This is a genomic window from Variovorax sp. Varisp41 (assembly GCF_047325085.1).
In the GTDB taxonomy this organism is placed as follows: domain Bacteria; phylum Pseudomonadota; class Gammaproteobacteria; order Burkholderiales; family Burkholderiaceae_C; genus Variovorax.
In genome coordinates this window covers 2,127,154-2,149,505 of the sequence record NZ_CP168540.1, presented here as the reverse complement: position 1 = coordinate 2,149,505, position 22,352 = coordinate 2,127,154, and the positions used below count along the sequence as shown (strand labels likewise).

Sequence of the window (22,352 nt, the reverse complement as noted above, 5' to 3'; positions counted from 1 at the left end):
TCAGAGCGTATCAATAAAGCTGCGCAGCTTGTCCGAGCGCGACGGATGCTTGAGCTTGCGCAGGGCCTTCGCCTCGATCTGGCGGATGCGCTCGCGCGTCACGTCGAACTGCTTGCCGACTTCTTCCAGCGTGTGGTCGGTCGACATCTCGATGCCGAAGCGCATGCGCAGCACCTTGGCTTCGCGCGGCGTCAGCGAGTCGAGGATGTCCTTGACCACGTCGCGCAGGCCGGCCTGCATCGCGGCCTCGATCGGGGCCGTGTTGCTGCTGTCCTCGATGAAGTCGCCCAGGTGCGAATCGTCGTCGTCGCCGATGGGGGTTTCCATCGAGATCGGCTCCTTCGCGATCTTCATGATCTTGCGGATCTTGTCTTCCGGGATCTCCATCTTGGCGGCCAGGATGCCGGCGTCGGGCTCGAAGCCGAACTCCTGCAAGTGCTGGCGCGAGATGCGGTTCATCTTGTTGATGGTCTCGATCATGTGCACCGGGATGCGGATGGTGCGCGCCTGGTCGGCGATCGAGCGCGTGATCGCCTGGCGGATCCACCACGTGGCGTAGGTCGAGAACTTGTAGCCGCGGCGGTATTCGAACTTGTCCACCGCCTTCATCAGGCCGATGTTGCCTTCCTGGATCAGGTCGAGGAACTGCAGGCCGCGGTTGGTGTACTTCTTGGCGATCGAGATCACGAGGCGCAGGTTGGCCTCGATCATTTCCTTCTTGGCATCGCGCGAGGACGATTCGCCCTCGTTCATGCGCTTGTTGATGTCCTTGAGCTCGGTCAGCGGCACCACCACGCGCGACTGGATGTCGGCCAGCTTCTGCTGCAGTTCCTGCACCGGCGGGATGTTGCGCGCGAGCACGGCGCTCCAGGGCTTGCCGGCGGCGGCCTGCTTCTCGACCCACTTGAGGTTCAGCAGGTTGGAGGCGATCCGGTTGCCGTTCTTGTCGAAGCCGCTGAAGTCGCGGATGAACTCGTCCTGCGGGAAGCCGCACTTGTCCACGATGATGCGGCGCAGCTCGCGCTCCTTCTTGCGCACGTCGTCGACCTGGGTGCGCACGAGGTCGCACAGGCGCTCGATGGTGCGCGCGGTGAAGCGGATGGTCATCAGCTCGTCCGACAGGGACTGCTGGGCCTTGGTGTACGAGGGCGTGCCGTAGCCTTCCTTATCGTAGACCTTGTGCACCTTCTCGAACATCTCGGCGATGCGGTCGAAGCGCGACAGGGCCTCGTTCTTGAGTTCCTCGAGCTTCTTGGTCAGCGCCTTGGAGCCGCCCTTGCCGTCGTCGTCGTCTTCCTCGTCGAATTCGTCGAAGTCTTCCTCGGCCACGTAGTCGTCGGCCTCGTTGGGGTTCGAGAAGCCGTCGACGATGGTCGAGATGACGACCTTGCCTTCACGGATCTCGCCGGCCAGGCGCAGGATCTCGGCGATGGTGGCGGGGGAGGCCGAGATGGCCTCCATCATCGCCATCAGGCCGCCTTCGATGCGCTTGGCGATCTCGATTTCGCCTTCGCGGGTCAGCAGTTCGACCGTGCCCATTTCGCGCATGTACATGCGCACGGGGTCGGTGGTGCGACCGAATTCGCTGTCCACGGTGGAAAGAGCCGCTTCGGCTTCCTCTTCCGCTTCCTCCACCGTGGTCGCGGTGGGGGCGGTGTTGTTCAGCAGCAGGGTCTCGGCGTCGGGGGTCTGCTCGTAGACGGCCACGCCCATGTCGTTGAGCATGGTGACCACGACTTCCATGGTCTCTGCGTCGACCAGCTTGTCGGGCAGGTGGTCGGAGATTTCGCCGTGCGTCAGGTAGCCGCGGGTCTTGCCCAGCGTGATCAGGGTCTTCAGGCGCGAGCGGCGCTTGGCGAGGTCTTCCTCGGACAGCACGGTCTCGTCGAGGCCGAATTCCTTCATCAAGGCGCGTTCCTTCGCCTTGCTGATCTTCATGCGCAGCGGCTTGACCTTCTCCTCGGTCGTCGCAACGGTGGCCGCGGGTTCGTCACCGGCCAGATCGTCCTCGATGTCCGACAGGTCGACGTCGCTCTCGGGCGCATCCTTGTCGGCCTTGGGCTTGCGGCCGCGCTTGGCGCCGGTGGCGGGAGCGGCGGCGGTGCTGGCGGCCTTGGGCGGGCGGCCGACCTTCTTGGCCGCGGGGGCTGCAGCGCCTGCGGCAGCCGTCTTGGCGGCTGTCTTCTTGGTGTCGTCGGTGGTGGTCGTCGATTTCGTGGGCACGGTTTTCACTTTCGTTGCGGCTGCCGCCTTGGACGCGGCTGCACCCGTCTTAGTTGCCGGCAAAGCGGCCGCTTTCAACGGTTTTTCGGCTGCAGGCTTGGCGGCGGCGCTTTTGGCGGGTGAAGGAGCAGGCTTCTTTGAACTGGGCATACGACCTCGTTACAACAAGAATGAACAAGCGGGATCACACGAAATCACACGGGCGCGGTCCGCGAGGACAGCGCCGCCAGCCCGGCACGGCCGGACAGGAACAATTGGGGAAAAGAGGAATAAATCCTCAATAGGCAAGATGTCGGGCGATCATTTGGTGTGCAGTCCTTGCGGGTATTGGCCCTTTCCAGCGGGGTTGCCGTGGAGTGCGTTGCGCGAGGGGCCGGTCCGGAGGTGCTGCTGTCGCTCTTGCCGATTTCGCCAGTTGCGAAGCCCTACATTATAGCGTCTTGCGCAAATTTCAAGCAATCACACCGTCTTGGGGCGCATGCGGGCGCGCAACTCGAGCCGCCGTGCCTCCAGCGCCTTGTAGCGCTCGAGCGCCCGCGGATCCTTGCCGACGGCCGCGATGGCCTCGCTCTGCTGGAACTTGAGACGGTCGTCGAGCATGAAGTCGAGCACGCTGCCCAGCTCGCGGGCGGCCTCGGCCTGCAGGTCGCTCTCGCTGGCCTCCGGATCGACGGGCGGGCCGCCTTCCGCGGCCGTCATCAGCTTGTCGGCCAGCGCCTCTAATTCCTGGCCGCGCAGGCCCTCGCGCAGCGCGGCCCACGACTGGGCGCCGTGCTCGTGCAACTGGCTGTCGAGCCAGGTGAACAGCGCGCCGTGCGGCCCCGGCAGTTCGCACAGCATCAGGTGCACCTCGTGCGACAGCGGCTCCCACTGCGCCATGTTGGCGAGCAGCAGCCGCACCGCGATGTCGGGCCGGCTCAGCGGCTGGCTGCGCCCGCGCATCGGTTCGCGCGGCGGCTCCTTGCGGCCGAAACGCTTGTTGAACGGTCGTTTCTTGCTATCGTTTTCGTAGTAGCGCTCGCGCTCTTCGTAGACCGGCGGTTCCGGGAAGTAGCCGTCGTCGTCGGGCGGTCGCTCCTGGCTGCGCTCGGCCTGGCGCGAGGCGCCGCCGCCACGCGGCGCCGCCGCCGTGGCCCAGAGGTCCGACAGCGCGGCCGCGTCGAGCTGCACCAGCGTGGCGATCTCGCTCAGCAACTGGCGCTTGAGGGCGCCGTCGGGCAGCGCGCTCCACAAGGGGCGCACGTTGCTGCTCATGTGGGCGCGGCCCTCGGCGGTGCCGAGGTCGCAGCCCTCGCGCGCGGCCTCGATCATGAAGCGCGACAGCGGCGTGGCCTCCTGCACGAAGCGCGCGAAGGCGTCGGCGCCGAACTCGCGGATGAAGCTGTCGGGATCGTGCTCGGCCGGCAGGAACAGGAACTTGATGCTGCGCGTGTCGGTGGCATAGGGCAGGGCACCGTCGAGCGCCTTGCGCGCCGCGCGGCGGCCGGCGGCGTCGCCGTCGAAGCTGAACACCACCGATTCGGTGAAGCGGAACAGCTTCTGCACATGCTCGGTGGTGCAGGCCGTGCCCAGCGTGGCCACCGCGTTCGGAAAGCCGAGCTGCGCCAGCGCCACCACGTCCATGTAGCCCTCGGTCACCAGCGCGTAGCCGCGGTCGCGGAAGGCGGCGCGGGCCTCGTAGAGACCGTAGAGCTCGCGGCCCTTGCTGAAGACGGGCGTTTCGGGCGAATTCAGGTACTTGGGCTTCTCGTCGCCGAGCACCCGGCCGCCGAAGCCGATGCATTCGCCCTTGACGTTGCGGATCGGGAACATCACCCGGTCGCGGAAGCGGTCGTAGCGCTTGGCCTCGCTGGCCTCGACCTGGCCGTCCTCGGTGTTGACGATCACCAGGCCGCTCTCGGCCAGCAGCGGGTCCTCGTAGTCGGGAAACACGCCCGCGAGCGTGCGCCAGCCCGGCGGCGCGTAGCCGATGCCGAATTGCTTGGCGATCTCGCCCGAGACGCCGCGGCCCTTCAGGTAGTCGATGGCGCCGGGCGCCTGGCGCAGGTGCTTGCGGAAGGCGTCGCCGGCCTTCTCGAGCACGTCGGTCAGCGTGGCCTGCTTCTGGCGCTGGCTCGCGGCGCGGGCGCGTTCGGCCGGCGAGGCGTCGTCCTCGGGCACCTGCAGGCCGTACTGGCCGGCGAGGTCGTGCACGGCCTCCACGAAGCCCATGCCGGCGTGCTCCATGAGGAAACCGATGGCGTTGCCGTGGGCGCCGCAGCCGAAGCAGTGATAGAACTGCTTGGTCGGGCTGACCGAGAAGGAGGGCGACTTCTCACCGTGGAAGGGGCACAGCCCCATGAAATTGGCGCCGGCCTTCTTGAGCTGCACGTAGCGGCCGACGATTTCCACCACGTCGGCGCGCGCGATGAGTTCCTGGATGAATGAAGCGGGGATGGTCATGTAGGCGGGGAGCGGCAAATCATACGCAAGCCGCGGGTCCCCCGCGACCCGGCGGCATACTGGCGGCGACCGACCATCCCGCCCGCATGACGACGCTCAATCCGCTGAAACACGCCGCCCCGCTGCTGCGCCACCCGCTGCGCTTCGGCTGGGAGGCCCTGAAAGAATTCCGCGCCAACCAGGGGTTGCTGCTGGCCGGTGCCGTGGCCTATTACGCGCTGCTGTCGATCGTGCCGCTCTTGATCGTCAGCGTGATCGCGCTGTCGCATGTGATCGACCAGGCCGAGCTGCTGCGCACCATCGGCCGCTACCTCGAATGGCTGCTGCCGGGGCAGTCGAAGGCCATCGTGGCCGAGCTGTCGAGCTTCCTGGACCACCGCGACGTGCTCGGGCCGGTGCTGCTGGTGACGATGATCTTCTTCAGCTCGCTGGCCTTCAGCGTGCTCGAGAGCGCGATGGCGGTGATCTTCCATCACCGCAAGGCCGACCACAAACGCCATTTCCTGGTGTCGGTGGCCATGCCCTACGTCTACATCCTGTGCCTGTGCGTGGGGCTGCTGCTGGTCACGCTGGTGTCGGGCGCGCTGCAGCTCGTGGGGCAGGAGAGCGTGGACCTGCTCGGGCGCAGCTGGTCGCTGTCCGGCGTGTCGGGGCTGCTCCTGTACCTGCTGGGGCTGGGCGGCGAGATCTTCATGCTGACCTCGCTCTACCTCGTGATGCCGGCCGGGCGCATGTCGCTGCGCCATGCGCTGCTGGGCGGCATCACCGCCGCGCTGCTGTGGGAGGCCACGCGGCGGATCCTGATCTGGTATTTCTCGACGCTGTCGCAGGTGAACGTCGTCTACGGCTCGCTGACCACGGCGATCGTGGTGCTGCTGAGCCTGGAGATCGCGGCCACGCTGGTGCTGCTGGGCGCCCAGGTGATCGCGAACTACGAGCGCCTGGACCGCACCGGCAGCACCCGCGTGCGGCCGTCCTCGGTCAGCGGGGAGGGAGTCGAATCGCTCCGTCCAGCCGGATCACCTCGCCGTTGAGCATGTCGTTCTCGATGATGTGCTTGGCGAGCTTCGCGTAGTCGGCCGGGGTGCCCAGGCGCGAGGGGAAGGGCACGCTGGCGGCGAGTGCGTCCTGCACTTCCTGCGGCATGCCGAACAGCATCGGCGTGCCGAAGATGCCGGGGGCGATCGTCATGTTGCGGATGCCGTTGCGCGCCAGGTCGCGTGCGATCGGCAGCGTCATGCCGACCACGCCACCCTTCGAGGCGCTGTAGGCGGCCTGGCCGATCTGGCCGTCGTAGGCCGCGACCGAGGCGGTCGAGATCAGCACGCCGCGTTCGCCCGTGGCTTCGGGCTCGTTCTTGCTCATCGCGTCGGCGGCCAGCCGGATCATGTTGAAGCTGCCGATCAGGTTGACCGTGACGGTCTTGCTGAACACCGCCAGCGCGTGCGGGCCGTTCTTGCCCACGGTCTTCTCGGCCGGCGCGATGCCGGCGCAGTTGATCAGGCCGACCAGCTTGCCGAGCTGCAGCGCGGCCGCCACCGCGGCCTGGCCGTCGGCTTCCTGGCTCACGTCGCACTTCACGAACACGCCGCCGATATCGCGCGCGACGGCTTCGCCCTTGTCGGCCTGCATGTCGGCGATGACGACCTTGGCGCCGTTGCCGGCCAGCATGCGCGCCGCGCCTTCGCCGAGGCCCGAAGCGCCACCGGTCACGATGAAAACCTTGCCGTCGATTTGCATGTAGGAGTCTCCTGAGGAAGAAAAGCCCTGCATTATCGAAGACGCCCCGGTGCGCGACCGTTTCGGCGCGCGCATAAAAAAAGGCCCCGTCCGAAGACGAGGCCCTGAATTGGATCCGTGAGGACCCAAGGAGACAACTGGTGGTGGTCGGCGGCTTAGCGCTTGCGCGACGAAGCGGTCGCGGTCTTGGCAGCGGCGACGGCTTGCGTGGACACGGCGTTGAAGTTGGCTTCGGCGACGTCCGACGCTTGCTTGACGGCCTTTTGCACCGATTCGAAAGCGTTGTTGGCGGCGGCGACGGCGCTCTTCAGCACGGCGACGGCGGTTTCCGAACCGGCGGGGGCATTCTTCGAAGCGCTGTCGACCAGGCCGACGAAGGCTTGCTGGGCTTCGCTGGCCTTCGATTCGAAGGCCTTGGTGAATTCGGCGCCGGTGCCTTGGGCGATTTCGTACAGGTGACGGCTGTAGGCGGCGGTCTTCTCGGCCAGGGGCTGGAACAGGCTGGCTTGCAGCGTCAGCAGTTCTTGCGCGTCCTTCACGCTCAGGGCGGCCTGGGCGGTGGTGGCGGCTTCGGACAGGGCGGCCTTGGAGGCGGTCACGTTGAGTTCGACGAGCTTCTCGACGCCTTCGAAAGCCTTGGTGGTCAGGCCGAACAGGGTTTCGAGGTTGGCTTTTTGGGCGGCGAGGATCTGGTCAGCGGTCAGGGCCATTTGGAATCTCCGGAAGGGATGATGGTTGGTCTATTCACGTTGCGCTGCGCCTCGTCGTCTTTGTTGCGGTGCAGCATGGGCTCAAGTATAGGCAGCTGAAATCTCCGGGCAAGAGGTTTTTGTTGCTTTGCAGCAATTTAGAAGAGGCTTTCTAAAACAGGCCGGCCGCCCTTGAAAGCCGATGGCGGCCATGGGTGTCGCGCAGTCGCCTGGAGCCGGCCAAGGCCGCTGGCAGAATCTCGCGCGATGACGACGCCCGCCTCTCCCAGCCCCAAGCCCGTGCCGCAGCCGCGCGCCAGCTACCCCGTCTTCCGCAGCATCCCCACGCGCTGGATGGACAACGACATGTACGGCCACGTCAACAACGTCGTCTACTACAGCTGGTTCGACACGGCGGTGAACGCGCTGCTGATCGAGCGCGGCGCCCTCGACATCCACCAGGGCTCGACCATCGGCTTCGTGGTCGAGACGCAGTGCAACTACTTCGCGCCGCTGGCCTTCCCGCAGACCGTCGAGGCCGGCATCCGCGTGGCGCAGGCCGGGCGTTCCAGCGTGCGCTACGAGGTCGGCCTGTTCGCGCAGGGTGCCGACACCGCGGCGGCCCAGGGGCATTTCGTGCATGTCTACGTCGACCGCACGACCCAGCGGCCGGTGCCGCTGCCCGAAGCGCTGCAGCGCGTGGTCGATTCGCTGCGGGCCTGAGCCCCCAAGAGAAACGGCGCCCCTGGGGGCGCCGTCGTTGCGAGGTCGGAGACGCGGCTTACTTCTTGGCCATCGCCTTGATGTCGGCCTTGCCCTTGTCCTCGTCGGCCTTGGCCTGCTTCACGCAGGCGGACTTGGCATCGCCGGTCTGGTCGTCGCACTTTTCCTTCGCGACTTCATAGGTGGCCTTCACCTTTTCCTCGGCCACCTTGCGCGCGTTGCTGTCGCTGGGCTTGAACTGCTGCTCGAGCTCGGCCTTGGCAACGTTCTCCTTGCCCTTGGCTTCCTTCTGGCAGACGTCCTTGGCGTTGTCCTTCAGCGTGTCGCACTGGGTCTTGGCGACCTTGTAGTCGGCCTCGATCTTTTCCTTGGCGACCTTGTGCTCGTCCTTGTTCATCTGGGCGCCGGCCTGGGTGGCGACGAAGCAGGTGGAGGCGAGCGCGAGCATGAGCAGATGTTTCTTCATTTTGGAGTTCTCCTGGTCGATGGATGAGGGAGGGGGCGTCAGGACACCCGTCAGTAGCGTTCGAACCAGAGCGCGTCGGGCGTGCGGCCGTCGCGCGATTCCCAGTCCTTGACCTGCTTCTCGGCCTCGTCGCGGCTGATGCCGTGGCGTTCCTGGATGCGGCCCAGCAGCTGGTCGCGCTTGCCGGCGATGACGTCGAAGTCGTCGTCGGTCAGCTTGCCCCATTGCTCCTTGACCTTGCCCTTGAGCTGCTTCCAGTTGCCTTCGATGGTGTCCTTGTTCATGCGAATCTCCTTGAGAGGTTGATTCGGCGGGTCATTTCGCCGCCGTGAAAACACTGTCTCCAGGCGCATTCACCCCAGCGGTAGGACGTGCTGGGCAGGGTCCGTAGGCACAGGCCGACGGGGGCCGTGATAATCGAGCGATGCCCGCGAAAACTCCGGGCCGGGACGACAGAGAGACAACGCGCGCCGCACCATGATCATTCACAGCCTGCTCGACACCGACCTCTACAAGTTCACCATGATGCAGGTCGTGCTGCATCACTTCCCGGGGGCGCGCGTCGAGTACCGCTTCAAGTGCCGCAACCCCGGCGTGGACCTCGCGCAGTTCGCGAGCCAGATCCGCGAGGAGGTGCGCAGCCTCTGCTCGCTGCAGTTCCGCGATGCCGAGCTGGCCTACCTGCGCTCGATGCGCTTCATCAAGAGCGACTTCATCGACTTCCTCGGCCTGTTCCGGCTCAACGAGAAGTACATCAACATCATTCCCCAGCCCTCGGGCGAGCTCGAGATCCGCATCCAGGGCCCGTGGCTGCACACCATCCTGTTCGAGATCCCGGTGCTGGCGATCGTCAACGAGGTCTATTTCCGCAACACGCAGAAGCGCCCCGACCTCGACGAGGGCCGCCGCCGCCTCGAGACCAAGATCGCCCAGTTGCAGGAAGCCGGCCTCGGCGACCTCAAGATCGCCGACTACGGCACGCGCCGCCGCTTCTCGAAGGACTGGCACGAGGAAGTGCTGCGCACCCTCAACGCGCGCCTGGGCGCCGTGACCTCGCCGCCCTCGGCCTCGCAGCCCGGCGGCCGGCTGCCGCAGCTCGCGGGCACCAGCAACGTGCTCTACGCGATGAAGCTGGGCCTGATCCCGCTGGGAACCATGGCGCACGAATACCTGCAGGCCTGCCAGGCGCTCGGCCCGCGGCTGCGCGACAGCCAGATCTTCGGTTTCGAGAGCTGGGCGCGCGAATACCGCGGCGACCTGGGCATCGCGCTGTCCGACGTCTACGGCATGAGCGCCTTCCTGCGCGACTTCGACCTGTACTTCTGCAAGCTCTTCGACGGCGCGCGCCACGACAGCGGCGATCCGTTCCACTGGGGCGAGCGCATGATCGCGCACTACCTCGCGAACCGCGTCGACCCGCGCACCAAGACGCTGATCTTCAGCGACGGTCTCACGGTGCCGCGCACCATCGAGCTCTACCAGCAGTTCCGCGGCCGTTGCCAGCTGGCCTTCGGCATCGGCACCAACCTCACCAACGACCTGGGCTACGAGCCGCTGCAGATCGTGATCAAGATGATCCGCTGCAACGACCAGCCGGTGGCCAAGCTCTCGGACACCCCGTCGAAGAACATGTGCGAGGACGAGAAATACCTGGCCTATCTGCGCCAGGTGTTCGAGATCGAGCAGCCTGCCGCCTGATGCGGGTTCACGCGGTCCGCCGCGGGGCCCGGCTCTGGTACGGTACGGCCCCATGAAAAAATCGATGCGTCTCGTGGCGGCGATGGTGCCGCTGCTCGTTGCCGGGCCGGCCTTGGCCGCGGATTTCGACGGCGGCTCGCTGTCGCCGCTGTGGGGCGTGCCGTTCGCGGGCATTCTGCTCTCGATCGCGCTGATGCCGCTGCTGGCGCCGTCCTTCTGGCACCACCACTACGGCAAGGTCTCCGCGGCCTGGGCGCTGGCCTTCCTGCTGCCCTTCGCGGCACTGCACGGCCCGGCGCTCGCGGGCACGCAGCTCATGCATGCGCTGGTGGCCGAGTACATCCCGTTCATCGTGCTGCTGACCGCGCTGTTCACGGTGGCCGGCGGCATCCACATCCGCGGCAACCTGCACGGGGCGCCGGGCCTGAACACCGCCATCCTCGCGATCGGCGCGGTGCTCGCGAGCTTCATGGGCACCACGGGCGCGTCGATGCTGCTGATCCGGCCGCTGATCCGCGCCAACGACAACCGCGTGCACCGGGTGCACGTGGTCGTGTTCTTCATCTTCATCGTCTCGAACGTGGGCGGCTCGCTCACGCCGCTGGGCGATCCGCCGCTGTTCCTCGGCTTCCTCAAGGGCGTGGACTTCTTCTGGACCGCGCGCAACATCCTGCCCGACACGATGTTCGTGCTCGGCGTGCTGCTGGTCCTGTTCTACCTGATCGACCGCCACTACTACCGCAAGGAAGGCATCCTGCCGGTCGACCCCACGCCCGACACGCCCGGCATCGGCTTCGACGGCGCCGCCAACTTCTGGCTGCTCGCGGGCGTGGTGGCGCTGGTGCTCGTGAGCGGCTTCTGGAAATCCGATGTGCATTTCGACGTGGCCGGCACCGAGGTCGGCCTGCCGGGCCTGCTGCGCGATGTCGGCCTGATCGCGATCACGCTGGTCTCGCTGAAGATCACGGCGAAGTCGGTGCACCAGGCCAACCAGTTCGAATGGGGCCCGATGGCCGAGGTCGCCAAGCTGTTCGCGGGCATCTTCCTGACCATCATCCCGGTGATCGCGATGCTCAAGGCCGGCACGCAGGGACCGTTCGGCGCCGTCGTCTCGGCGGTCACGCGGCCCGACGGCCAGCCCGACCCGGCGATGTACTTCTGGGCCACGGGCGCGCTCAGTTCCTTCCTCGACAACGCGCCGACCTACCTGGTGTTCTTCAACACCGCGGGCGGCGATCCCGCGGCGCTGATGACCACCTACGCGACCACGCTCGCGGCCATCTCGGCCGGCGCGGTCTTCATGGGCGCCAACACCTACATCGGCAACGCGCCCAACCTGATGGTCAAGGCCATCGCCGAGAGTCGCGGCGTGCGCATGCCGAGCTTCTTCGGCTACATGGCCTGGTCGATGGCCATCCTGCTGCCGCTGTTCGTCCTCACCACCTTCCTCTTCTTCCGCTAGCGAGACAAGCCCATGAGCAAGCCCAAGATCCTGGTCGCCCGCGCGATCTTCCCCGAGACCCTCGAGCGCCTGGCGCAGCATTTCGAGATCGAGTCGAACCAGTCCGACGAGAGCTGGACCAGGGAGCAGCTCGCCGCGAAGCTGCAGGGCAAGCAGGGCGCCTTCACCACCGGCAGCGAGCGCATCGACGCGGCGCTGCTCGATGCCTGCCCCGACCTGAAGATCTGCGCCAACATGGCCGTGGGCTACAACAACTTCGACGTCGACGCGATGGCCGCGCGCGGCGTGGTCGGCACCAACGCGCCCGACGTGCTGACCGAGACCACCGCCGACTTCGGCTTCGCGCTGCTGATGGCCACCGCGCGCCGCATCGCCGAGAGCGAGCATTTCCTGCGCGCCGGCAAGTGGCAGAAGTGGAGCTACGACATGTTCGCGGGCTCCGACATCCACGGCGCCACGCTGGGCATCATCGGCATGGGCCGCATCGGGCAGGGCATCGCGAAGCGCGGCGCGCACGGCTTCGGCATGAAGGTGATCTATCACAACCGTTCGCGACTCGACGCCTCGCTCGAGGCCGAGTGCAAGGCCACCTACGCGAGCAAGGAAGAGCTGCTCAAGAGCGCCGACCACGTGGTGCTGGTGGTGCCTTACTCGGCCGCCTCGCACCACACCATCGGCGCCGCCGAACTCGCGCTGATGAAGCCCACCGCCACGCTGGTGAACATCGCGCGCGGCGGCATCGTCGACGATGCCGCGCTGGCCGTGGCGCTGCGCGACAAGCGCATCGCCGCCGCGGGGCTCGACGTGTTCGAGGGCGAGCCCAAGGTCCACCCCGACCTGCTGACCGTGCCCAACGTCGTGCTCACGCCGCACATCGCGAGCGCCACGGTGCCCACGCGCAAGGCCATGGCCGGGCTCGCGGCCGACAACCTGATCGCCTTCTTCGGCGGCAAGGGCCCATTGACGCCGGTCACGCCGGTCACGCCCGTGGCCGCCAGGTAAGCGGCGCCGAACGAAAAAGAAAGAAAGCGCCCCGCGATCCCCTTGGAACTCACCGATCTGCTTCTTCTCGCCCTGGCGGCCGTGGCCGCCATCCAGCTCGTGCTCCTCGTCTGGCTGCTCGCCCGCCGGCAGCCGCCGCCCGATCATGGCGAGCTGCTCGCCGCCCACGCGCGCACCGAGCGCGAACTGCGCCGCGAGATCGCCGAGAGTTCGCGTGGCGCGCGGCAGGAGACGGCGCAGGCCTTCGCCACCTTCCAGCAGTCGCTGGTGATGCAGGGCGCCGAGGCCACGCGCACGCAGAACGCCCAGCTCGACGCCTTCGCGCTGCAGCTCGCCGCGCTGCAGAACACGCTGGCCTCGCAGCTGCAGGGCCTGTCCGAATCGAACGCGCGCCGCCTCGCCGAGGTGCGCGCCACGATGGAGAGCCAGCTCACCCAGCTGCAGCAGGGCAATGCCGCCAAGCTCGACGAGATGCGCAAGGTCGTCGACGAGAAGCTGCAGAGCACGCTCGAGGCGCGCCTCGGCGAGAGCTTCCGGCAGGTGGCCGAGCGGCTCGAGCAGGTGCACAAGGGGCTGGGCGAGATGCAGACGCTGGCGGTCGGCGTCGGCAGCCTGCAGCGCGTGCTGACCAACGTGAAGACGCGCGGCATCTTCGGCGAGGTGCAGCTCGAGGCGCTGCTCGAGCAGGTGCTCACGCCCGAGCAGTACGCGCGCCAGATCGAGACCAAGCCGCGCAGCGGGCAGCGGGTGGACTTCGCGATCCGCTTCCCGGGCCGCGGCGACGAGGGCGCGCCGGTCTGGCTGCCGATCGACGCCAAGTTTCCGCGCGACGACTACGAGCGCCTGATCGAGGCCCACGAGCAGGCCGACGCGGGTGCCGCCGAGCTCGCCGCCAAGGCGCTCGAGGCGCGCATCCGCGCCGAGGCCAGGTCCATCGCCGAGAGCTACCTCGCGGCGCCGCACACCACCGATTTCGCGATCCTCTTCCTGCCGGTCGAGAGCCTCTATGCCGAAGTGCTGCGGCGTCCGGGCCTGATGGACGCGATCCAGCGCCAGTACCGCGTGACGCTGGCCGGGCCGACCACCTTGCTCGCGATGCTCAACAGCCTGCACATGGGCTTTCGCACGCTGGCGCTCGAGCGCCAGGCCTCCGAGGTCTGGAAGGTGCTGGGCGCGGTCAAGACCGAGTTCGAGCGCTATGGCGAGTGGGTCGAGCGCGTGAAGGAACAGGTGGCGAAAGCCTCCGACACGCTCGACAAGGCCGACACGCGCGCCAGGCAGATGCGCCTGGCGCTGCGCAAGGTCGAGGCGCTGCCCGAGGGCCAGGCGCAGGCGCTGCTGCCGCCGCTGGCCGCGGGCGCCGAAGGCATCGACGCCGACCCCGACACCGGCGGCAAGCCGTGAAGGGCAGCGAACTGCTGCGCGTCATCGGCGCGCAGGTCTGCCTCCACGCCACCATGGCCGGCATGCGGCTGGCCACGCCGCTGCTGGCGCTGCAGCAGGGCTACAGCGCGGCCGCGGTCGGCGTGCTGATCGCGCTGTTCGCGCTGACCCAGGTCTTCCTCGCGCTGCCGGCCGGGCGCTTCGCCGACCGCCACGGCTTCAAGCGGCCGCTGCTGCTGTCGGTGATCGCGGCCTCGCTGGGCGCAGGGCTGGTGTGGGCCTTCCCGGTCTTTCCGTCCATGTGCGTGGCGGCGCTGCTGACGGGTGGCGCCACCGGCGCGACCGTGATCGCGCTGCAGCGCCACGTCGGCCGCTCGGCCACCACGCCGACCGAGCTCAAGCGGGTGTTCAGCTGGCTCGCGATCGCGCCCGCGGTGGCGAACTTCGTCGGCCCGTTCCTGGCCGGGCTGCTGATCGACCATGCGGGCCGCGCGGCGGCCGACATGCTGGCCTTCCGCGTCTGCTTCGCCGCCATGGCGCTGCTGCCGGTGCTGTGCTGGCTGATGGCGCGCGGCGCCCACGAGCCGCCGCCCACGCCGCCGCCGCGCGGCGCCGCGCGCACGCGCGCCTGGGACCTGCTGCGCGAACCCATGTTCCGCCGCCTGCTGTTCGTGAACTGGCTGCAGTCCTCGAGCTGGGACGTGCATGCCTTCGTGCTGCCGGTGCTGGGGCACGAGCGCGGCATCAGCGCCTCGGTGATCGGCTCGATCCTCGGTGCCTTCGCGATTGCGGCGGCCGTCATCCGCATCGTGTTGCCGGCGATCGCCTCGCGCGCTTCCGAGCGCAGCGTGATCTTCGTTTCGACCCTGGTCACGGTCGGCGTCTTCCTGGTCTATCCGCTGCTGCCTTCGGCCCTGAGCATGGGCGTCTGTTCGGTGGTGCTGGGCTTCGCGCTCGGCGCGGTGCAGCCGATGGTGATGAGCATGCTGCACCAGATCACGCCGCACAGCCGCCATGGCGAGGCGCTGGGGCTGCGGCTGATGACCATCAATGCCTCGAGCGTGGCGATGCCGATGCTGTTCGGCTCGCTGGGCGCGCTGATCGGCATCGGCGGCGTGTTCTGGGTCGTGGGCGGGGTGGTGGCGCTCGGCGCGCGCGCGACCTGGGGCCTGAAGGTGCGGGAGGAGAGGGCCTGAACGGTCCCGAAGCCACTGCCGGCTTCCAGGAAACCCTGATACAAATAAGATTAATTCTCATCTGATTGACAAGATAGTGACTTGAAGTCAGTATCGCCGCCTCCTCAACGAATCCCGAAGGCGGTCCCATGGACTCCCCATCCCGGGCGGCGATCGACGATCCGCGCCGCCGGCTCGCGCTCGTTGCCGCGGTCTATCTCGGCAGCTTCATCGCCACGCTCGACGTGAGCATCGTCAACGTCGCGTTGCCCACCCTGCAGCGCGCGCTCGCCACCGACCTCGCGGGCCTGCAGTGGGTGATCGACATCTACGCCCTGTGCCTGTCGGCCTTCATGCTCTCGGCCGGGCCGCTGGGCGACCGCTACGGCCGCAAGCGCGCCTGGCTGGCCGGCGTGGTGGTGTTCACCATCGGCTCGGCGATGTGCGCCATGGCCGGCACCCTGAGCACGCTGCTGGCCGGCCGCGCGGTGCAGGGCATCGCGGGCGCGCTGCTGATCCCGGGCGCGCTGTCGATCCTGGCCCATGCCTTTCCCGAGCCGGCGAGCCGCGCGCGCGTGATCGGCGGCTGGTCCTCGTTCACCGCCATCTCGCTGATCCTCGGGCCGATGCTCGGCGGCCTGCTGGTGGACCACACGGGCTGGCAGAGCATCTTCCTGATCAACCTGCCGATCGGCCTGCTGACCGTGGGCCTGGGGCTCTGGGGCATCCGCGAGACTTCGCACCCCGAGCATGCGGCGCTCGATCCGGCCGGGCAGGTGCTCAGCGTGCTGTGGCTCGGCGCGCTGACCTTCGGGCTGATCGCGGCCGGCGAGCACGGCTGGCTGTCGGGGCGCACCACGGTGTCGCTGGCGCTGGCGGCGCTCGGGCTGGTGCTGTTCCTGGCGGTGGAGGCGCGCGTGCAGCGGCCGCTGCTGCCGCTGGGCCTGTTCCGGGACGCGCGCTTCTCGGTCACCAACTTCGCGTCCTTCGTGCTGGGCTTCTCGGCCTACGCGAGCCTGTTCTTCTTCTCGCTGTTCCTGCAGCAGGTGCAGGGCTGGTCGGCCACCGACACCGGCTGGCGCATGGTGCCGCAGTTCGTCGCGACCGGCATCGTGTCCTCGCAGTTCGGCCGGCTGTCGCGGCGCCACGGCGTCCACGCGTTGATGGTGGCGGGCTACGGCCTGATCGGCGCCGCGATGCTCGCGATGACGCTGCTGGCGGCCGACACGCCCTACGTGGTGCTCGCGCTGCTGTTCGTGGTGCTCGGCGCCGGCACGGGGCTGGCGGTGCCGGCCACCAGCACGGCGGTGATCGCCTCGGTGCCGGCGCAGCGCTCGGGCATGGCCTCGGCCACGATGAATGCGCTGCGCCAGGCCGGCATGTTGATCGGCATCGCGCTGCTCGGCACCTTGATGAGCAGCCGCGCCACCGCGCTACTGGCCACCGCGCTCGAGCATGGCGGCCTGTCGGCGGCGCGCGCGCAGGAGATGGCGGTGGCCGCCGTGGCGCGGCACGACACCGCCGCGCTCGGCGCGCTCGATCCTTCGCTGGCCCATGGCCTGGTGTCGGGTGCGCTGGCCGGGGGCTTCCATGCGGCCGTGGCCTGTGCCGGGCTGGCCGGCCTGCTGGCGGCCGGGCTGCTGCTCGGCGTCAGGCCGCGCGCCGCCGCGCTGCCGGCCCGCGCCTGAGGTCTTCGTTCCATGCCCGCCGCGCGCGTGCCGCTGCGCCTGTCCGCGCGTCGCCTTCCCGTTCTTCGTTCCCGGACTGTCGTCAAGGAGTTGTCCATGATCCATCACGAACTCGGCCAGTGGCCGCTGGTCATCAGCGTGTCTTCGGGCTTGCAGACCCTCGAGGACATGCAGGTCTTCACCGAGGACTGGAACCGCTGGCTTGACCGTGGCGAGCCTTTTGCTTCGCTGCGCGTGTTCGCCGACGCCGACGCGCTGGTGCATCCCGAAGGCAGCGCGCAGAGCGCGAAGCAGTGGCTGCAGGCGCGCGGCGCCGACATCCGGCGCCATATGATGGGAATGGCCAGCGTGGTGCCGCCCGATCAATACGAGAAAATCCGCAAGATGAATGTCGAGAAGCTCTTCGGCGTGCCGGCCGACACCTTCGCACGCACCGACGAGGCCATCGCCTGGCTCGGCGAGCGCGTGCTGGGGCCGCGCGGCCTGGCGCTCGACGCGGCCGCGGGGGACGCGGCCATCGCGGCGGCACGTGCCGCCGCAGCCACAACCTGAGGAACCGAATGACGACGGGGCGCCGCACCACCACTTCTTCCACGCCCGATGCGGCGGACCCGCCTGCGGCTCCCGAAACGGCCGAGCCGCGCCGCCGCGTCAAGGCCCCCGAAACCCGCGCCGTGGCGCTGATGGATGCGGCCGAGCGGCTGTTCATCGAGAAGGGCATCGCCACCACCAGCATCGACGACATCGCGGCCGGCGCGCAGGTGGCCAAGGGCACCTTCTACCTGTACTTCCCGTCGAAGGAGGCGCTGCTGGGCGCGCTGCAGCAGCGTTTCGTCGACAGCTTCTGCGCGCGGCTGCAGGAGGCGATGGACCGCCACCGTCCCGAGGACCACCATGGCCGCATCAAGGCCTGGGTCGAGACCGGGCTCGCGACCTACCTCGACAACGTCGCGCTGCACGACGTGGTGTTCCACGAATACCGGCCCGAGGACCGGCGCATGCGCAACGACAACGCGGTCATCACGCAACTGGTCGGCCTGCTCAGGCATGGCGACGCGGCCGGCGTGTGGGAGGTCGAGGACCCGACGCTCACGGCCGTGATCCTGTTCAACGCGCTGCATGGCGTGGCCGACGATGCCGTGGCCATGGGACTCGCCATCGGCCCGGGCCCCGAGCGGCGTCGGCGCGCCAAGGCGCTCACGCGCTTCTTCGAGCACGCGCTGCGGCCCGATGACGACGACGATGAGGACGAGGCCGCTAGCTCCTGAGGCGCGGCGGCCCGCGCCGGCTCAAAGCTTGTAGAAGCGCTTGATCGCGTCCCACGCGTCCTCGGGCGCGTCGACGTACTCGAAGAGCTTGACGTCGCCGGGCGAGATCACGCCTTCGTCGACCAGAAAGTCGAAGTCGATCAGGCGCTTCCAGTAGTCCGAGCCGAACAGCACGATCGGCACCGGCTTCGACTTGCGCGTCTGCACCAGCGTGATCACCTCGAACAGTTCGTCGAGCGTGCCGAAGCCGCCCGGGAACGCCACCAGCGCCTTCGCACGCATCATGAAATGCATCTTGCGGATCGCGAAGTAGTGGAACTTGAAGCTCAGCGCGGGCGTGACGTAGGGATTGGCCGCCTCCTCCATCGGCAGCGCGATGGCCAGGCCGACCGACAGGCCGCCGGCCTCGTGCGCGCCGCGGTTGGCCGCCTGCATGATGCCGGGGCCGCCGCCGGTGCAGATGAAGAGCTTGTCCTGCGGCTCCTTGTTCTCGCTGTGGCGCGCGACCAGCTTGCCGAAGGTGCGCGCCTTCTCGTAGTAGTGCGAGCTGCGCGCCAGCCGGCGCCAGCGCTCGGCCGCGGCGGTGTCGCCGGCCTTGTCGGCCTCGGCGATCAGCGCTGCGGCTTCTTCTTCGCTGCGAAAGCGCGCGCTGCCGAAGACCACGATGGTGTTCTCGATGCCGTGGGCGCGCTGCTCGATGTCGGGCTTCATCAGCTCGAGCTGCATGCGCACGCCGCGGGTTTCGCGGCGCAGCAGGAACTCGGGGTCGGCGAAGGCGATGCGCGAGGGATCGGGGTCGAGCGGCAGCCCATGGTCGGCATGGGCCTGGAGCGTGGCCCAGGCATCGGCGAGGCGCTTGTCGTGGAGGTCGTGCGTGCTGTTGGTCATAGGAATGGGATTGTGCGGCGCGGGATTCGTTGCGTGCGGCGGTGCGCAAAGACAAAAGGCTCCTTGCGGAGCCTCTTGCGGGTGGTGGTCAGCCGGGAAAAGCGTCGCTCAGACGCGCTTGCGGTATTCGCCGGTGCGCGTGTCGATTTCGATGCGGTCGCCTTGCGAGACGAACAGCGGCACGGGCACTTCGAAGCCGGTGGCGATCTTGGCGGGCTTGAGCACCTTGCCCGAGGTGTCGCCCTTGACGGCCGGCTCGGTCCAGGTGATTTCGCGCTCGACGCTGGTCGGCAGTTCGACCGAGATCGCCTTGCCGTCGTAGAACACCACTTCGACGGCCATGCCGTCTTCGAGGTAGTTCAGGGCGTCGCCCATGTTCTCGGCTTCGACTTCGTACTGGTTGTAGTCGGCGTCCATGCAGACGTACATCGGGTCGGCGAAGTAGGAGTAGGTGCACTCCTTCTTGTCCAGCACGATCTGGTCGATCTTGTCGTCGGCCTTGAAGACCACTTCGGTGTTGAAGTTGGCGATCAGGCTCTTCATCTTCATGCGCACGGTGGCGCTGTTGCGGCCGCCGCGGCTGTATTCGGTCTTGAGCACGACCATCGGATCCTTGCCGTGCATGATGACGTTGCCGGCGCGGATTTCTTGAGCGATTTTCATATCAGGGTCTCTGGATGTAAGCCGCTCGGTGCGCGGGACTTCCAGAATCCGGGCAGGAGTGCCGGTTGGAAAAAGCCCCGCGGTACATGTCCCGCGGCAGGTTCAGCGGAGTGCATCTCGAACCCCCAGGAAGTTCCCAGGATCCGGGCCGAAATCCGCAAAGCCCGCTATTTTAGCTTTTTCCGGCGACGAAATGCTGCAGTTGGGTCACGAGATCGTCTTGCGCGAGCAGGCGCTCGCGCCCCTGGGTCACCGCGAGACGCCATTCCTCGCCGATGTCGGCCAGCGACAGGGCCGCGTTGCCGAAGCCGTTCCAGGCGTGGTGGAAGCGCCGCATCGAGGCCGGCGCTTCCAGCCAGTCGAGCCAGGCGTCGAGCTTCACGTGATGCGCGTCGTCGTCCTGCGCATAGATCTGCCAGACCAGCGGCGCGCCGGCCCAGAGGGCGCGCACCAGCGAGTCCTCGCCGCGCACGAAGTTCAGGTCGCAGGCCCAGAGCAGATGGTCGAAATCGGGCTGGTCGAGGTGCGGCAGGTATGAAATCGATAGCGCGCTCGCCTGGCCGGGAGCGCGTTCGAGCCATGGCGCGCTCGAAAGACAGGCCTCGACGGCCGCGGTCGCGCGGCCGGGTGTCACGAGCAGCCGGGTCGGCGTGCCGTCATCGGCCAGTTGGGCCAGCAGCGCAGCCAGGGCCGGCGGCTCATAGCAGAACAGCGACACCAGCCGTTCGCCTTCGTTCCAGGGCAACTGCCGTCGAGCCAGCCAGGCAGCGCGATCGAAGGCCGCGCGCCGCCGCGCCAGGTCCGGTTCGCGCAGCAGGCCGCCGGTGGCCGGTGTGAAGCCTGGATAGAAGAAGCGCTTGGTGAGCCCGGCGCCCGGTTCCCTGAAGACCGGCGAGGGCAGGCCATGCAGCCGCTCCACATAGGGTTCGGCCGAGAGGTATTCGAGATTGATCCAGGCGCGCGGGGTGCCGTCGGCGGCCGAGGCTGCGGCGAAGCGCGCGATCAGTTCGGGCGCCGGGTCGCAGCCGAAGGCCTCGATCAGCACCCGCGGCGCCGGTTCGGCCGCGGCCGCGCTCACCGCCGCCGGGTCGCTCCAGTCGATCACGCGCACGCCCGCGCAGCCTTCCGGTGCCATCCAGGCCAGCGCGCTGGCGTCGTCGACCCAGAGCCGCACCCGTTCGCCGAGAGCGGCGAGCTGGCGCGCGAGCCGCCAGCACACGCCGAGGTCCCCATGGTTGTCGATGACCTTGCAGAAGATGTCCCAGTCGCGTTGCATGGCCGCGAGTGTGCACCTTGTGCCTTTCTTCTGAATGGCTCTCGCGCCGGGCCGTCGCTATGCTGGCCGCGCACCACAACCACAAGGAGAGAGCGAATGAGCCTGAAGAAGATCCGCGCCCGACATCCCGGCGCCGCCTTGCCCGCGACCTCGCGACTGCGCAGCTTGCGCAGCGCGCTGGCCCTGTCCCTCGCGCTCGGCGGCCTCGCCACGGCGGGCGCCCAGACGCTCACGCCGCAGCAGCAGCGCTTCCGCGAGATCTACAAGGAACTCATCGAGATCAACACCACCCACTCGGTGGGCGACAACACGCAGGCCGCGCGCGCGATGGAAAAGCGCCTGGTCGAGTCGGGCTTCGCGCCCGCGGACATCCAGATCCTCGAACCCTTCCCCAAGAAGGGCAACCTCGTGATGCGCTTCAAGGGCGACGGCTCGAAGAAGCCGTTGCTGCTGCTGGCCCACATCGACGTGGTCGAGGCCCGGCGCGAGGACTGGAAGACCGACCCGTTCAAGCTGCAGGAGTCGGGCGGCTACTTCACGGCGCGCGGCTCCATCGATGACAAGGCGATGGCCTCGGCGCTGGTGTCGGTGCTCGGGCAACTGAAACAGGAGGGCTTCAAGCCCCGCCGCGACATCATCCTCGCACTGACCGCCGACGAGGAGCGCGGCGATGCGCTGAGCAACGGCGCTTTCTGGCTCATCAACAACAAGCCCGAGCTGCTGCAGGCCGAGTTCGGCATCAACGAGGGCGGCGGCGGCGAACTGCGCAACGGCAAGCCGAACCTGCACCGGCTGCAGGTGGCCGAGAAGATGTACACCACCTACATGCTCGAGGCGCGCGACGTCGGTGGCCACAGCTCGGTACCGACCAAGAACAACCCGATCTACGCGCTGTCGGCCGGCCTGGAGCGGCTCGGCAACTACGCCTTCCCGATCAAGCTCGCCGACGTCACGAAGACCTATTTCGCGCGCAGCGCGCCCTTCGCCACCGGCCAGCTGGCCGAGGACATGCGCGCCATCGGCACCGGCAACCCCGATGCCGGCGTGCTGGAGCGCATGACGGCCAACCCGGCCTACAACGCCCAGCTGCGCACCACCTGCGTGGCGACCATGGTGCAGGCCGGCCACGCCGAGAACGCACTGCCGCAGTCGGCCAAGGCCACGGTCAACTGCCGCATCCTGCCGCACGACGACCCCGACGAGGTCGAGCGCCTGCTGACCCAGGCCGTGGGCAACGACAAGATCGTGGTGCGCAACCTCGGCAAGCCGCTGCGCAGCCCGGCGTCGCCGCTGCAGGGCGACCTGGTGAAGACGGTGGAGCGGCTGACCGAGCAGATGTGGCCGGGCGTGCCGGTGATTCCCGCGATGAGCACGGGCGCCACCGACAGCCGCTTCCTGCGCAATGCCGGCATTCCGATGTACGGCGTGACCGGCATGTTCCTCGAGCCTTCGGATGCGCGCGCCCACGGGCTGGACGAGCGCATCGAGATCCAGCGGCTCTACGACGGGCGCGAGTTCCTCTACCGGCTGGTGAGCGAACTCGCGAAGTAGGCGCCGCCGGGTTTC

At 68.0% G+C, this 22,352-nt stretch carries 20 protein-coding genes; 11 read left to right on the top strand and 9 right to left on the bottom strand.

Annotated elements, in window-relative coordinates; all coding sequences use genetic code 11:
- Together rpoD and dnaG are read right to left on the bottom strand one after the other, a co-directional pair.
- Positions 1-2,373 carry an RNA polymerase sigma factor RpoD gene (gene rpoD / locus ACEN9J_RS10175; RefSeq protein ID WP_413763971.1) on the bottom strand — a complete coding sequence of 791 codons (2,373 nt, stop codon included), beginning with the start codon at positions 2,371-2,373 and terminating at the stop codon, positions 1-3.
- 309 nt (positions 2,374-2,682) lie between these two features.
- Positions 2,683-4,665 (bottom strand): DNA primase, encoded by a 1,983-nt coding sequence (gene dnaG, locus ACEN9J_RS10170; RefSeq protein WP_413763970.1) that lies wholly within the window; start codon positions 4,663-4,665, stop codon positions 2,683-2,685.
- 86 nt (positions 4,666-4,751) lie between these two features.
- On the opposite strand from dnaG, the gene ACEN9J_RS10165 reads away from it, so the two are divergent.
- A complete protein-coding gene (locus ACEN9J_RS10165) occupies positions 4,752-5,699 on the top strand; it encodes a YihY/virulence factor BrkB family protein (RefSeq protein WP_057590420.1) in 948 nt (315 codons plus the stop codon).
- Here the strand turns inward: ACEN9J_RS10165 and ACEN9J_RS10160 are convergent.
- Together ACEN9J_RS10160 and ACEN9J_RS10155 are read right to left on the bottom strand one after the other, a co-directional pair.
- The gene (locus tag ACEN9J_RS10160; RefSeq protein ID WP_057590419.1) at positions 5,647-6,405 is read right to left on the bottom strand and encodes a 3-hydroxyacyl-CoA dehydrogenase; all 759 of its coding nucleotides are present in this window, start codon (positions 6,403-6,405) and stop codon (positions 5,647-5,649) included. The two genes, ACEN9J_RS10165 and ACEN9J_RS10160, sit on opposite strands and share 53 nt — an antisense overlap.
- 155 nt (positions 6,406-6,560) lie before the next feature.
- Complete coding sequence (locus ACEN9J_RS10155) at positions 6,561-7,115, bottom strand: phasin family protein (protein ID WP_057590418.1); 555 nt, start codon at positions 7,113-7,115, stop codon at positions 6,561-6,563.
- A gap of 246 nt (positions 7,116-7,361) precedes the next feature.
- Here ACEN9J_RS10155 and ACEN9J_RS10150 point away from each other — a divergent pair, with 246 nt between their 5' ends.
- The gene (locus tag ACEN9J_RS10150; RefSeq protein WP_093343058.1) at positions 7,362-7,817 is read left to right on the top strand and encodes an acyl-CoA thioesterase; all 456 of its coding nucleotides are present in this window, start codon (positions 7,362-7,364) and stop codon (positions 7,815-7,817) included.
- 58 nt (positions 7,818-7,875) lie between these two features.
- Here the strand turns inward: ACEN9J_RS10150 and ACEN9J_RS10145 are convergent, their stop codons facing one another.
- Together ACEN9J_RS10145 and ACEN9J_RS10140 are read right to left on the bottom strand one after the other, a co-directional pair.
- The gene (locus ACEN9J_RS10145; protein WP_057590416.1) at positions 7,876-8,283 is read right to left on the bottom strand and encodes a hypothetical protein; all 408 of its coding nucleotides are present in this window, start codon (positions 8,281-8,283) and stop codon (positions 7,876-7,878) included.
- A 50-nt stretch (positions 8,284-8,333) separates the two neighbouring features.
- Positions 8,334-8,567: a CsbD family protein gene (locus ACEN9J_RS10140; protein WP_057590415.1), complete on the bottom strand. Its 234-nt coding sequence runs from the start codon at positions 8,565-8,567 to the stop codon at positions 8,334-8,336.
- Between the two features lie 193 nt (positions 8,568-8,760).
- Between ACEN9J_RS10140 and pncB the strand changes: the two genes are divergently transcribed.
- From pncB to ACEN9J_RS10100, 8 genes are all read left to right on the top strand, one after another.
- Complete coding sequence (gene pncB, locus ACEN9J_RS10135) at positions 8,761-9,981, top strand: nicotinate phosphoribosyltransferase (RefSeq protein ID WP_057590414.1); 1,221 nt, start codon at positions 8,761-8,763, stop codon at positions 9,979-9,981.
- A 52-nt stretch (positions 9,982-10,033) separates the two neighbouring features.
- Positions 10,034-11,443, top strand: coding sequence for a sodium:proton antiporter (locus tag ACEN9J_RS10130; protein ID WP_057590413.1), 1,410 nt, complete (start codon positions 10,034-10,036; stop codon positions 11,441-11,443).
- Between the two features lie 12 nt (positions 11,444-11,455).
- Positions 11,456-12,445, top strand: coding sequence for a 2-hydroxyacid dehydrogenase (locus tag ACEN9J_RS10125; protein ID WP_413763969.1), 990 nt, complete (start codon positions 11,456-11,458; stop codon positions 12,443-12,445).
- Between the two features lie 42 nt (positions 12,446-12,487).
- Positions 12,488-13,849: a DNA recombination protein RmuC gene (locus ACEN9J_RS10120; protein ID WP_413763968.1), complete on the top strand. Its 1,362-nt coding sequence runs from the start codon at positions 12,488-12,490 to the stop codon at positions 13,847-13,849.
- Positions 13,846-15,024, top strand: a complete 1,179-nt coding sequence (locus ACEN9J_RS10115; protein WP_413763967.1) for an MFS transporter — start codon at positions 13,846-13,848, stop codon at positions 15,022-15,024. The genes ACEN9J_RS10120 and ACEN9J_RS10115 overlap by 4 nt, the downstream gene beginning before the upstream one ends.
- 128 nt (positions 15,025-15,152) lie before the next feature.
- Positions 15,153-16,691 carry an MFS transporter gene (locus ACEN9J_RS10110; RefSeq protein ID WP_261213651.1) on the top strand — a complete coding sequence of 513 codons (1,539 nt, stop codon included), beginning with the start codon at positions 15,153-15,155 and terminating at the stop codon, positions 16,689-16,691.
- Positions 16,692-16,703: 12 nt separating this feature from the next.
- Entirely contained in the window at positions 16,704-17,243 is a 540-nt protein-coding gene (locus ACEN9J_RS10105) for a hypothetical protein (RefSeq protein WP_413763966.1), read from the top strand.
- An 8-nt stretch (positions 17,244-17,251) separates the two neighbouring features.
- Positions 17,252-17,959 carry a TetR/AcrR family transcriptional regulator gene (locus tag ACEN9J_RS10100; protein WP_057590407.1) on the top strand — a complete coding sequence of 236 codons (708 nt, stop codon included), beginning with the start codon at positions 17,252-17,254 and terminating at the stop codon, positions 17,957-17,959.
- A 21-nt stretch (positions 17,960-17,980) separates the two neighbouring features.
- Here ACEN9J_RS10100 and ACEN9J_RS10095 read toward each other — a convergent pair whose 3' ends face one another.
- From ACEN9J_RS10095 to earP, 3 genes are all read right to left on the bottom strand, one after another.
- Positions 17,981-18,847 carry a TIGR00730 family Rossman fold protein gene (locus ACEN9J_RS10095; RefSeq protein ID WP_413763965.1) on the bottom strand — a complete coding sequence of 289 codons (867 nt, stop codon included), beginning with the start codon at positions 18,845-18,847 and terminating at the stop codon, positions 17,981-17,983.
- 108 nt (positions 18,848-18,955) lie between these two features.
- Entirely contained in the window at positions 18,956-19,510 is a 555-nt protein-coding gene (efp, locus tag ACEN9J_RS10090) for an elongation factor P (RefSeq protein WP_057590405.1), read from the bottom strand.
- A gap of 172 nt (positions 19,511-19,682) precedes the next feature.
- Entirely contained in the window at positions 19,683-20,786 is a 1,104-nt protein-coding gene (earP, locus tag ACEN9J_RS10085) for an elongation factor P maturation arginine rhamnosyltransferase EarP (RefSeq protein WP_413763964.1), read from the bottom strand.
- A gap of 96 nt (positions 20,787-20,882) precedes the next feature.
- Here earP and ACEN9J_RS10080 point away from each other — a divergent pair, with 96 nt between their 5' ends.
- Positions 20,883-22,337 carry a M20/M25/M40 family metallo-hydrolase gene (locus ACEN9J_RS10080; protein WP_412179706.1) on the top strand — a complete coding sequence of 485 codons (1,455 nt, stop codon included), beginning with the start codon at positions 20,883-20,885 and terminating at the stop codon, positions 22,335-22,337.
- Positions 22,338-22,352: the final 15 nt, after the last annotated feature.

Coding starts and splice junctions, on each gene's coding strand:
- rpoD (WP_413763971.1), bottom strand. CDS start 2,373: ATGCCCAGTTCAAAGAAGCCTGCTCCTTCACCCGCCAAAAGCGCCGCC.
- dnaG (WP_413763970.1), bottom strand. CDS start 4,665: ATGACCATCCCCGCTTCATTCATCCAGGAACTCATCGCGCGCGCCGAC.
- ACEN9J_RS10165 (WP_057590420.1), top strand. CDS start 4,752: ATGACGACGCTCAATCCGCTGAAACACGCCGCCCCGCTGCTGCGCCAC.
- ACEN9J_RS10160 (WP_057590419.1), bottom strand. CDS start 6,405: ATGCAAATCGACGGCAAGGTTTTCATCGTGACCGGTGGCGCTTCGGGC.
- ACEN9J_RS10155 (WP_057590418.1), bottom strand. CDS start 7,115: ATGGCCCTGACCGCTGACCAGATCCTCGCCGCCCAAAAAGCCAACCTC.
- ACEN9J_RS10150 (WP_093343058.1), top strand. CDS start 7,362: ATGACGACGCCCGCCTCTCCCAGCCCCAAGCCCGTGCCGCAGCCGCGC.
- ACEN9J_RS10145 (WP_057590416.1), bottom strand. CDS start 8,283: ATGAAGAAACATCTGCTCATGCTCGCGCTCGCCTCCACCTGCTTCGTC.
- ACEN9J_RS10140 (WP_057590415.1), bottom strand. CDS start 8,567: ATGAACAAGGACACCATCGAAGGCAACTGGAAGCAGCTCAAGGGCAAG.
- pncB (WP_057590414.1), top strand. CDS start 8,761: ATGATCATTCACAGCCTGCTCGACACCGACCTCTACAAGTTCACCATG.
- ACEN9J_RS10130 (WP_057590413.1), top strand. CDS start 10,034: ATGAAAAAATCGATGCGTCTCGTGGCGGCGATGGTGCCGCTGCTCGTT.
- ACEN9J_RS10125 (WP_413763969.1), top strand. CDS start 11,456: ATGAGCAAGCCCAAGATCCTGGTCGCCCGCGCGATCTTCCCCGAGACC.
- ACEN9J_RS10110 (WP_261213651.1), top strand. CDS start 15,153: ATGGACTCCCCATCCCGGGCGGCGATCGACGATCCGCGCCGCCGGCTC.
- ACEN9J_RS10105 (WP_413763966.1), top strand. CDS start 16,704: ATGCCCGCCGCGCGCGTGCCGCTGCGCCTGTCCGCGCGTCGCCTTCCC.
- ACEN9J_RS10100 (WP_057590407.1), top strand. CDS start 17,252: ATGACGACGGGGCGCCGCACCACCACTTCTTCCACGCCCGATGCGGCG.
- ACEN9J_RS10095 (WP_413763965.1), bottom strand. CDS start 18,847: ATGACCAACAGCACGCACGACCTCCACGACAAGCGCCTCGCCGATGCC.
- efp (WP_057590405.1), bottom strand. CDS start 19,510: ATGAAAATCGCTCAAGAAATCCGCGCCGGCAACGTCATCATGCACGGC.
- earP (WP_413763964.1), bottom strand. CDS start 20,786: ATGCAACGCGACTGGGACATCTTCTGCAAGGTCATCGACAACCATGGG.
- ACEN9J_RS10080 (WP_412179706.1), top strand. CDS start 20,883: ATGAGCCTGAAGAAGATCCGCGCCCGACATCCCGGCGCCGCCTTGCCC.